Consider the following 11059-nt stretch of genomic DNA (forward strand, 5'->3'; position numbering starts at 1 on the left):
AATTTTACCCTTTAATTTTTAAGCAATATATCCGAAATTATTGCACTTGGAAAATGTTTTTTAATTAATTCTAAGTCTTTACTTGCTTCTATTTTGTTAGTTAATTGACTTTTTAAATTTTGAATTTCTAACTGTTTAGTAACTAGCACCTCAAATTGTTCGTTGCTCCAACTAAATAGCAATTCGCTAATTTGTTGTTTTACTTTGCTAGTAATATTAGGACCGACGATTCTTAGTTTATTATTAGCAAAACTTTTTATTTCAACTTCATTTAATAATAAATAATAAATTTCCATTTCATTACTTTGATGGAGATATTTAAGGAAATCTATAATTTTATAATCTTCTTTAATCTGAAGTACCTGGTGAGTATTAACAGGGGTGCTAACACTTGCTAGCTCCTCCATAGACGGCAGAGATTGGGAATAAATAGATTTTATTACTAGCATCTCCGTTTCAGTTAATTGATTATAGGAAATTTTAACCTCCTGAATAGCTTTGCTATATATCTGCCAAAGAACCGATAAACGCGAGAAACTAATTTTAGCTAAAATATCTTTAATTTCGCTAAAAGATTCATATATCGGCAAACTATAATTAGGTAACATTTTTATCTTATTAAGATAAGCTATAAAATCCGCTACCGATTCAATAAAAATTTCAAGATTAGCGGAAGACATATAGAGTTTATCCACTAAGGTAATGGCGCTTGTTACGTCTCTATTAATTATGTAATTAAAAAATTCTATGATAACGGCAATATCGACTAACCCAAGTATTCGGTTAATCATTTGGCAAGTGATTAAACTGTCCGACTTTGCCGACATACCGGCAGCTTGATCTAAAATAGAAACCGCATCTCTTGCTGACCCATCGGATTTGGCGGCAATTATTTTTAAAGCTGCAGGCTCTACTTTTAAACCTTCCTTATCTGCAATAAAGGTAAGTAAATTGAAAATTTCCTCAAATGTTAGCCTTCTTAAATCATATCTTTGGCATCTTGAAATAATAGTAGAAGGAATTTTTTGTACTTCGGTGGTCGCAAAAATAAATATTATATGAGGCGGCGGCTCCTCTAAAGTTTTAAGTAGTGCGTTAAAAGCACCTTTAGAAAGCATATGCACTTCATCGATAATGAAGATTTTATATTGCGAGAGCAAAGGTTTATATTCAGCCGATTCTATTATTTTACGTATATCCTCAACGCTAGTGCGGCTTGCGGCATCAATCTCGATTATATCAGGATGGTTATGGTTATTAAAGCTGATGCAATTAGAACATAGCTCACATGTTCTAATATTTACGCCTTCGGTAATTAAGTCGGTGCAGTTAACGGTTTTGGCAATAATACGTGCCGAGCTAGTTTTACCGACTCCTCGAATACCTGTTAAAAGATAACCTTGAGCAAGCCGATTACTAAGAATAGTATGGCTTAAAATTTTTACTAATACTTCTTGCCCTTGCAGCTCAAAGAAGTTGCTAGGACGATATTTTCTAGCAAAAGGAATATATTGAACGGATGATTTCACAGTTAAAACTTTTTGGTATTGCGTACGCAACTTCATTATGCGGATTACCCAAACGTCATTGCAAAGCCACGAAGTGGTTGCAACAAAGCCTATCCCACGCGGGAATGACATCCCGACCAATTCTTGAAAGGCGAGCAGTATACTACTAGCAGTGACCCACTAAATCTTACTTTGGCTGCTTTCTTCCGAACCTGACCACCTGAATAAAACCAATGCCCACCGCTAGCATAAATAACATAACTTGTTTGTTTTAAAGAAACAAGTATTAACTAACAACAGCATATTTTTTTTCTATCGCAGATTTATCTAATCGCTCCGGCGGACCGAATATTTCAGGGCTTCTTAGCTTAAATAAATCATCGGCAAATTTTTGTACTTTAACGATTTTATTGAATGTAATAGTAATAATATTGCCGTCTTCAAATATTTTCATCATTTGCAGCTGTTTCGTAGACTTATTAAAAGTGATCTCGCTACGACGTTCCGTTAAACTATGATAAATGGTAATTTTAAAAATATTGTCTTTATCTATTGCCGATTTAAAAGTGAAATGCTTGTCAAACCCTTCTTTATCTTCTAACAAAAAATTAAATATATTTTCAGTCGTCTTAACTCGGCTTACTTGTTGCATATCATAATCATATACCGATACGTAATTTTTATTGCCGATAATAACAAGTGGAAAAGGTAGATAATAATTACAACGAAATTTATGAGGCTTATTTATTAATAATTTCCCGTCGGCTTTATTGCCGTGCGAATCTTCTTGAGTAAAATCTATGGCTACGGATTTTATTTCGCGTAAATATGTTTTAAATTGTGAAATAGCTTCGTTATTTACGGCACTTGCGGTAGATATATTCACCAAGAAACAAAGAATAATTAAAGAAAATAGTTTTTTCATTTTGATATTTAGGTGTTTTATTTTACAATGTAAAGAAATGCTTTAAAGTGCCGGCTTCCCGCCGCAGCGGCGTTGTTGCATGGCTACCGGAATCGTCTGAGCTAAGGAGGGGCGTAGTCCCGACGCGGCAATCCGGTATAAACATATTTTTATACTAAACTTGTTTAGTATTCTAATTAAATCCCGAATATAATTCGGGATAGCCTGGATTGCCGCAGCCACTTCGTGGCTTCGCAATGACGGGTTTTTTATTAATTTTAGAGCCAAGCAGCAACGCCCGCCGCCGCTAGGAAGGACATAAATCTCAATTTCCTAGGTTAGCCTAGTATACACAATACCGATATATAATTCAAACTTAAATATTTTATGAAAATTACCGCCAAAATTGCTGCCTTAAAAGAAAGAGCCGAGAATGAAACGCGTACCGCTATTACCCCTGAAGTAGCAGGGCTTTTGGTTAAAAAAGGCTTTTTGGTTGTAGTGGAAAAGGAAATCGGCTTGCTTGCCGGTTTTTTAGATAAAGACTATAGCGATGTCGGAGCAAAAATTTCGGCAGTTCCTCTTGAGATTATTTCAGATGCCGACATTATATTAAAAGTACAGCCATCGCCTTTAACTGATAAATATAGTGAACTAGTATTTGCCAAACCAAACGCAATTATTATCGGACTATTATCTCCTTATTTAAATCATGATTATCTTGCGCAATTAGCAAAAAAAAATCTGATCGGTATTGCTATGGAGTTAGTACCGCGGATTACTAAAGCACAAAATATGGATGCTTTATCATCTCAAAGTAATTTAGCCGGTTACAGAGCCGTAATTGAAGCAAGTTATCATTTCACTAGGGGCTTCCCGATGATGATGACGGCAGCCGGCACAATCACACCGTGTAAAACGCTGGTGCTTGGCATCGGCGTTGCAGGATTGCAAGCTATTGCCACCGCTAAAAGGCTTGGTAGCGCCGTTGCCGGCTATGATGTACGAATAGCAACAAAAGAGCAGGTAGAAAGTTTGGGAGCAAAATTTGTCTCGCCGGAACTAAGTAATGATTTGCAAGATAAATCTGGTTATGCTTCGGAAGCGTCAAGTGATGACAAAGTTAAACAGGAAGAATTCTTAGCAAAAATAATTAAAAATTACGATATAGTTATTACTACGGCACAGATTCCGGGGAAAAAAGCACCTATATTAGTCACGGAGCAAATGGTTGCTTCCATGAAATACGGCACGGTAATTGTTGATATTGCAACTTCTACCGGCGGCAATGTTGAAGGTTCAAAATTCGACCAAATTATTGTTAAAAACGGCGTTACGATAATAGGATTGTCAAATTTAGCCGGCAAGATCGCGACTGACGCTTCTAAATTATATTCTAAAAATTTATATAATTTATTAATTTATGCATTTCAGAACGGTAAATTTAATATCGACGATGAATTAGTGCAACAAATGCTACTTACTAACGGCGGTCAAATCGTTCATGAAAAATTCCGTATATAAATTAACGCGAACTATGGATAATTCTTATCCATAGTTCGCGTTAATTTAGTATATACTGCTTGCATTTATTCTAATTTTTGTAATTTTTCTTGTAAGGAATTTTGTTGCAATCGATTTTTTAGGCTTGGAAAATCAATTATCTCAGCATTTTGATCTTGGCAGCTACATACAAAAATATAACTTTTATCGCCTTTAACTTTTTGCACGCATTGCCCGCAAACTCCTTTCATCATACATTGCATTGAAGCATTAACGCTAACGATCAATTCGGCACTTTTACCGAATACTTCATCCTTTATATTACTTACCGCTTCCATCATCTCGGCAGAACCGATAGCTATTATCCTATCTATTTGAGGAAATTCCGCTTTTTGATTTTGCACATATTTAATGCCGTCTATCACGGTGCCTTTGATGCATAGATTCCCGCCTGCGCGGGAATGACATTTTTGTTCCTCCTCATAACACCAAATTACTCTGTCCGCTATTTCTTCAATTTTTTCTGCATAAAATCTATCGGCTAATTTCTTATAACCGGCAAAATAGGTAATTCGGCAATTATTTTTCTTCAAAGCTTGACCGATACTTAACAATACTGCATTACCAAGCCCGCCGCCGACTAGCACTACATTACTATCTTTTAATATTTCGGTCGGCGCGCCGGTGGGTCCCATCAAAGCAATAGATTCACCTATGGAAAGATGCCTACATAAATTACTAGACTGCCCACTTTCGAGAATTATTAAATGAATTAAATTTTTCTCCAAATCAACATACGCACCGGTAAGCGCTAACGGCTCCATTAATTTGGTTACGTCATCCGAATAATTTTGTAGGCGGAAAAATTGCCCCGGCTTAAAATTTTGCGCAGCTAGCGGCGAGTGGATTACTAACTCGACTATTTTATCCGATAAAATATTTATTTTTTCAATTTTACTATTTAATAAATAATCAAGCTTTCCAAAAAACTCCTTATAATCCCCTGTATACTCGGCTAACCTGAAAAGTTTGTCATTCCGTGACCCCGCCACGGCATCCAGTCTCTTATTTATATTTTCATATCCTTCTTTACTACTAGCAAGTGCCTTAACTACACTGCCGGCATATTTTCGATCACAATCACCAAAGTAACTATATCTTTCTTCTTGCGGTTCTATTTCTGCATTTTCAGTGCCGACTGCCATAATCACGGTTCTGGCTTGTACTTGTACAGCGTCATCTCGATCGCTTGATACAAGCGAATTTTTCTGGATTCGCCTGTGCTCACGTATTATTATACGCTGCGCAGGCTCACCTTTAAATTCACATTGTCTAAATCTTTCTGAATTTAGCTGTATAATGTCATTCCGGCAACGGCGGGAATCCATATACATTTTTTCCGGATTCCCGCCTTCGTGGGAATGACATTGAGAGCGGGTATGACATCGATATTCCACAGATTCAACATAATCATATTTATCAACGTTAATAGCGCGCAGCTGCATATTTTCGACAAAATTTATGCCTACCGCCATAGCATGCAGTAATTCCTCATGATTTAATTTATAAGCAGGGGAATTTTTTAACTCTCCGCGATAATAAATAGTAATTCCTCCGAGCTTAGTAAAAATTTCTCTTATCGCTTGGCGGCTATTTGCTTCTTTAAATAATTTTGCATGGCTAATAAATTCCTCGGCTATTTCTTTGTCCTCTAATGTCCAATCTTTTTCGACATAAGCTTTGCCGTGTTTTTTAACCGCTAACTCATAATTAGCAAAAAACTTTACTACTTGCATTTTATAGTAATAAAAACTTTCCGTTGCCGCATCGAGAGAAGTAAGCCCGCCGCCAATTATCACTATCGGCATCCTAATTACCATATTAGTAATAGATTTCTCTAAAAATGCTCCGCTACTTTGCAGCGTCATAAGAAAATCGGAAGCCGTTTTAACTCCCTTGGGCATAAAATTTGCGGTAAAATTATCCGTTTCCGGAATTTTAGGCTGTCCTGCTCCGCTGCAAAAAGCTATATGATCAAAACCGAGTTCAAACGCTTGGGAGGTGGTTATATTACTGCCAAGGCGCACCGCACCGTAATATTTAAAATTATTATTTCGTTCTAATATTAACCGTAATATATCCAAATTATTTTTATCCCACCGGCTAGTAATTCCGTATTCTGCTACTCCGCCGAAACCTTTCGGGATTCTTTCTGATAATCGCTGTTTATATTCAGCCCAATATTTTACAGGTTCATTAACATCAAAAGGCAGGGGGCTAATTTTTAAGCCGTCTATCGCGACCACATTATGACCGGAGCGTAATAAATAATAACTAAGGCTAAAGCCCGCCGGACCCAGCCCCGTGACTAAAACATTATAGCCGGTTGATTCTTGCGGCAAAGGAACAATAATATTCAGAGGATTCCAACGGGTAAGGAGTAAATATATCTCAAGCCCGTAAGGTAAATTAAGCGTTTCTTCTAAAATATTTGACTCAATTAACGGAATATTTACCGGTTCTTGTTTTTGATAAATACAAGATTTTGCACAATCATTACAAATTTTATGACCCGTAGCTGCCACCATCGGGTTATCGATAACAATAATCGCCAGAGCCGCTAAATTAAAGCCTTGCGCTTTAACGTAATTCATCTCGGAAATTTTTTGTTTTAACGGGCAGCCTTGTTTTTGGATGTCATTCCTGTCCCTTTTTATGCCATTCCCGCATTCCCTTATGTCATCCCCGCCTTCTCTTATGTCATTCCAGCGCAGGCGGGAATCCATCTCGTCATGCTGAAATCGTTTCAGCATCTCTTTATTAGCTCCTGAAACAAGTTCAGTATGACTATAATTTTCCTGAATTACCGCGTCGGCACTTTGTGCCTCCTCGCAATGACGATTGCGGACAAAACCTTTAGAACAGGAGTCTTTTTCTTGTTTATGGCAATAAATGCAATAATGAGCATGATTTAAAGCTGCATTTAAATTAATAGAAGGATCGAAATAATCAAAACCCTCTCTGACGTTTGTTTGATATTTCGCTATTTTTTTAGGGTCGATTAGGTTATCTTTATCGAGTTTTTGGGGGATGGTGAATAATACACTCTCGTCATTGCGAGGAGGTACGTAAGTACCGACGCGGCAATCTAAAGAGGACTTAACATTCCAAGTGGTGAAATTATTATTTTTCTGGATTGCCACGTCGATGCTATCGCATCTCCTCGCAATGACGGAGAATGATGAACCACTCTCCGATTCCTCACCATAAACCCTACACACCGCATACTGAGCTGCTACATCTAATTCTTTTGAAAACTTCTCTTCCTCTAATTGCCATTTAATTACTTGCTTGGCAAATTCTTTGGAAGTAAAATTTTCTCCTAAAAGCTTAGTTAATGCCGTAAAAATATTCTCAAAATCAATTTCTTTTATTTTTTCGATAGGATATTTCTTTAACGCATAACGTTGAATGAATTTCCTCTTACATTCATAAATTACGTCAAATTCTTTATGCTGCTGTCTTAATTCACTAACCGCTTTAGAAATATTAAATAATTCAGCTAAAAAATCGTCTAAAAAAGGTGCAATTTTTAATAAAAAATCTGAATAATGCTTTGTAGCTATACAATGAGAATTAGATCGCAAAAATAAAATATCGTTATATAGAGACTTATCACCTTCAAGAAGAAAACTTAAAAATATCTGATCTAATTTTTTAAGACCTTCTAAATCTAAATTGTTAAAATCTAGATTAAAACTGAGCTTCATAAGTAATAAATAACTTTTTTAGAAAAGCGTTTATAGATAAGATAGCTTATACAAACGGTAATAAATGCCACTATAATAGATTTAATAACTAGTATTAAATCCGGTAATCTTCCTTCACTTACTAAAGACTGCGCCGGTCTAATAACCAAAAAGAACGGATTAAGCTCAAAGAATATCTTTTTAGATTCCGGTATCATAGAATACGGATAGATGATCGGAATAGTCCAGTAAACTACACTTAAAATAACGTTTAATATCTGTGGAATATCTCGGATATAGGGAGTTAAAAACGCCACCGCAATAGAACCGCTAACTACGCAGACTATTAACGGTAATATAAGGATCGGCATAAAAATTATTTGCCAACTAAATTTTTCCGGAAATAATAAAATAAACGCAAAATACATCGCCGAGAATGAACAAATTAAATTGTAAACTTGCGCTAAACTATCAGCTACCGGAAAGAAAGTTTTTGAAATTCCGACCTTTTTAACTATTTGATCACGCGTTACTAGTGAATTTGATGAGATAGTTAGGCTACTTACTATAAAAGTCCATAAAGGGATACCTCCTACTAAATTCATTATCATGAATTCCCTTGGCTGTTTTAATAGAAAAGCAAAAAAGTAAGAAATTACCATTATATGGACAAAAGGCTGTATCAAACTCCATAAAGAACCCAAAAAAGAATCTTTATTTTGGCGGCTTATAGAAGTTTTAACTAATAATATTACTGATCGCCAGTATTTTTTGGAAAAAAAATACTTTATCATGTATGAGTTTCTCTATTAAAAATTTTAAATATTTCAGTCGGATCACCGTCACCGACAATACTACCCTCTTGTAATAAAATACATCTATTACAATTATCCTTAATAATATCTTCTTGATGACTGACGATTATTGAAATAGGCGTATTTTTAAATTTATTTTTCATCAAACTAAGTGACTTCTCTATAAAATAATTATCACCTGCCGCAAAAATTTCGTCAAGTAAAAGAATCTGAGGATTTTGAAATATTGATACCGAAAAAGCAAGGCGTGATAGCATTCCGGAACTATAATTTTTTATCGGTAAATCAATTTTACTACCAAGCTCGGAAAATTCTATAATTTCTTGCTCAACCTTTTTGCTATATTTATCTAACATGTTACTATATAGCATCAGCATTTTAATATTTTCACGACCCGTTTGCTCAGGTTCAAAACCGACTCCCATATCAATAATTGCCGCAATATTTCCGTGAACTTTTATTTTACCGGATTTTAACGGGTAAATTCCCGCTATTACCTTTAGAAGAGAGCTTTTACCGGAACCGTTACTACCGATAAAAGCTATTTTTTCCCCTTGATAACAAGAAAAATTAATATCATGTAATATAGGAATATTTAAAGAAAATAATTCTCCTTTGCCTAAAAAAAAATGTTTTAACCCTTGTGCTCGTTTTCTGGTGTCAATCCCTTCAACGCAACCATCCGTTATTTCTATAAATACATTTGAATGTTTAGGTAACATAATAACGCTAATTAGTATTAAATAGATTTATTAATCCATTCTAAAATAGATTTTTTTTCTGACGCGCCTATTTTAATATCGGCTTGTTTACCTTCTTTAAACAGGATCAGCGTCGGGATACTACGTATTCCGTATTTTGAAGGTGTTTCCGGATTCTCTTCAATATCCATTTTTAGAATTTTTACCTTACCCTGCAATTCTTGGCTTAATTGTTCTATTATCGGTGTTAGCATCTTACATGGACCGCACCATTCTGCCCAAAAATCAACCAATACCGGTAGATCGGATTTTAATACTTCTTCTTCAAAAGACTTGTCCGTTACGTTATTTGCCATAATTACCTTGATTTTTAAATTTTCGATATCGTTCTCGCACGTCCTTGTTGCATGGTTACCAGAATCGTCATGGCGAGCGACCGGAGGCTTTGTTGCCTGGCTCAAATTTTTGATGTCATTCCCGCGAAGGCGGGAATCCAGTCCTTGTCATGCTGAACTTGTTTCAGCATCTTTTTTTAGTAGATCCTGAAATAAATTCAGGATGACAGAAAAGTGTTTTTTCTAGATTCCCGCCTGCGCGGGAATGACATCTTTACCTAAACTCAAATTATAAGGCACCCTTTCATAGTTGTAAATAATGAAAATTTTTTATTTTGCATAGATAGTTTTTTTTTGATTATAATATATCTTCATTATTAAGGCCGCTGTTTCTTCTATTGATTTTGTCGATACGTCTATTACCGGCCAATTTTTCTGCTGACAAATTCTTTTAACTTCTAAACATTCTTCTTGAACTATTTTAAAATCCGTATAGTTAGTATTTTCATTAATTTGTAATAGATTCATTCGTGCCTCACGTATTTGAATAAGTCTATTAGGATTAATAACAAGTCCTACTACTAATTGCTCGGTAACTTTTTCCAAAAAATCAGGAAAAGGGCAGTTATAAACATAAGGGATATTTGCCGTTTTTAAGCCGTTATAAGCTAAATATACGGAAGTAGGGGTTTTTGAAGTTCTCGAGGGTCCTATTAAAATAACATCGGCCTCTGCTAGTTCGCTAAGCATTTGCCCGTCGTCATGCCTAATAGCGTAATCAATAGCATTAACCGTATCAAAATAGGTCTTATCGAATTTATATCTATAACTTTGTTCTTTTTCTATTTCTATTCCTGAAAATGCCGACACTTCTTTAATAATTTTACCTATTATCGAAATACACGGAATTTTTAGCTCATAACAAAATTTCATTAATGTTTTACGTAATTCTTGATCTGCAATAGTGTACAAAACCATACCGTGCTTGGAGTCAATTTTATTTAATACCTCTTTCAATAATTCTAGATTTCTAATCATCGGCCAATGATATAATTTTGGTCTAATAGTAGCAAATTGAGCAAGAGCAGAATTTGCTGCATATTTAGCAGTTTGTACGGAAGAGTCTGAAACAAGGTGAATAATCAGCTTTGTCATGGGTTGCATATGTTATTGTGGATAATTTTCTTAATAACTTCTTATTATTGTATTAATTTCCATCAAAATAAGCTCTAAACCCTTATTGGATAAAGCTTTTCAGTACTAATTTTTCTTTAGTGGTTAATTTGTGGATAAAATTGTGAATAAATACCCAAATGCTTTGTAAAATACAGTTCTCAAGAGGTATAAACAAATCTTACACTTAGTTATCCACTATATAGAAGCTACTGTAAATTTATGTGAATAATTATTATAATCACTAAATAACTTAAGGTAATTTGAAAAAGAATTTTGTTGATAACTATGTTGAAAAGAATTAATCTACATAATATCGTTCCCATATACAACTATAAAGAATATATTTAATATAGTTATTTAGTAGTAAC

General features: G+C 34.9%; 10 protein-coding genes and 1 other RNA gene. 2 read left to right on the plus strand and 9 right to left on the minus strand.

Going from position 1 to position 11059, the window contains the following annotated elements; all coding sequences use genetic code 11:
* Nucleotides 1-11: 11 nt before the first annotated feature.
* From dnaX to AAGD64_RS10500, 4 genes are all read right to left on the minus strand, one after another.
* Nucleotides 12-1565, minus strand: a complete 1554-nt coding sequence (gene dnaX, locus AAGD64_RS10485; RefSeq protein WP_341794206.1) for a DNA polymerase III subunit gamma/tau — start codon at nt 1563-1565, stop codon at nt 12-14.
* Nucleotides 1566-1666: 101 nt separating this feature from the next.
* Nucleotides 1667-1760, minus strand: an RNA gene (gene ffs / locus AAGD64_RS10490) — signal recognition particle sRNA small type.
* 34 nt (nt 1761-1794) lie between these two features.
* Nucleotides 1795-2433, minus strand: a complete 639-nt coding sequence (locus AAGD64_RS10495; protein ID WP_341793390.1) for an outer-membrane lipoprotein carrier protein LolA — start codon at nt 2431-2433, stop codon at nt 1795-1797.
* Between the two features lie 42 nt (nt 2434-2475).
* On the minus strand, nt 2476-2700 hold the full coding sequence (locus tag AAGD64_RS10500; protein ID WP_341793391.1) for a hypothetical protein: 225 nt from the start codon (nt 2698-2700) through the stop codon (nt 2476-2478).
* A 99-nt stretch (nt 2701-2799) separates the two neighbouring features.
* Here AAGD64_RS10500 and AAGD64_RS10505 point away from each other — a divergent pair, with 99 nt between their 5' ends.
* Nucleotides 2800-3936, plus strand: coding sequence for an NAD(P) transhydrogenase subunit alpha (locus AAGD64_RS10505; protein WP_341793392.1), 1137 nt, complete (start codon nt 2800-2802; stop codon nt 3934-3936).
* Nucleotides 3937-4001: 65 nt separating this feature from the next.
* On the opposite strand, the gene AAGD64_RS10510 is transcribed toward AAGD64_RS10505, so the two are convergent.
* Genes AAGD64_RS10510 through trxA form a run of 4 tightly spaced genes read right to left on the minus strand, consistent with a single transcriptional unit; the run spans nt 4002 to nt 9536 of the window.
* Nucleotides 4002-7685, minus strand: coding sequence for a palindromic element RPE3 domain-containing protein (locus tag AAGD64_RS10510; RefSeq protein WP_341793393.1), 3684 nt, complete (start codon nt 7683-7685; stop codon nt 4002-4004).
* Nucleotides 7682-8458 carry an ABC transporter permease gene (locus tag AAGD64_RS10515; RefSeq protein WP_253308283.1) on the minus strand — a complete coding sequence of 259 codons (777 nt, stop codon included), beginning with the start codon at nt 8456-8458 and terminating at the stop codon, nt 7682-7684. The genes AAGD64_RS10510 and AAGD64_RS10515 overlap by 4 nt, the downstream gene beginning before the upstream one ends.
* Entirely contained in the window at nt 8455-9201 is a 747-nt protein-coding gene (locus AAGD64_RS10520; RefSeq protein ID WP_253308282.1) for an ABC transporter ATP-binding protein, read from the minus strand. Before AAGD64_RS10520 ends, AAGD64_RS10515 begins: the two co-directional genes overlap by 4 nt.
* Before the next feature lie 17 nt (nt 9202-9218).
* Nucleotides 9219-9536 carry a thioredoxin gene (gene trxA, locus AAGD64_RS10525; protein WP_253310091.1) on the minus strand — a complete coding sequence of 106 codons (318 nt, stop codon included), beginning with the start codon at nt 9534-9536 and terminating at the stop codon, nt 9219-9221.
* Between the two features lie 7 nt (nt 9537-9543).
* Here trxA and AAGD64_RS10530 point away from each other — a divergent pair, with 7 nt between their 5' ends.
* Nucleotides 9544-9726 (plus strand): hypothetical protein, encoded by a 183-nt coding sequence (locus AAGD64_RS10530; protein WP_341793394.1) that lies wholly within the window; start codon nt 9544-9546, stop codon nt 9724-9726.
* 119 nt (nt 9727-9845) lie between these two features.
* Here AAGD64_RS10530 and AAGD64_RS10535 read toward each other — a convergent pair whose 3' ends face one another.
* Nucleotides 9846-10670 (minus strand): pyruvate, water dikinase regulatory protein, encoded by an 825-nt coding sequence (locus AAGD64_RS10535; RefSeq protein WP_341793395.1) that lies wholly within the window; start codon nt 10668-10670, stop codon nt 9846-9848.
* Nucleotides 10671-11059 lie beyond the last annotated feature (389 nt).

The sequence above is a fragment of the Rickettsia endosymbiont of Ceutorhynchus obstrictus genome, assembly GCF_964026565.1.
Taxonomy (GTDB): domain Bacteria; phylum Pseudomonadota; class Alphaproteobacteria; order Rickettsiales; family Rickettsiaceae; genus Rickettsia.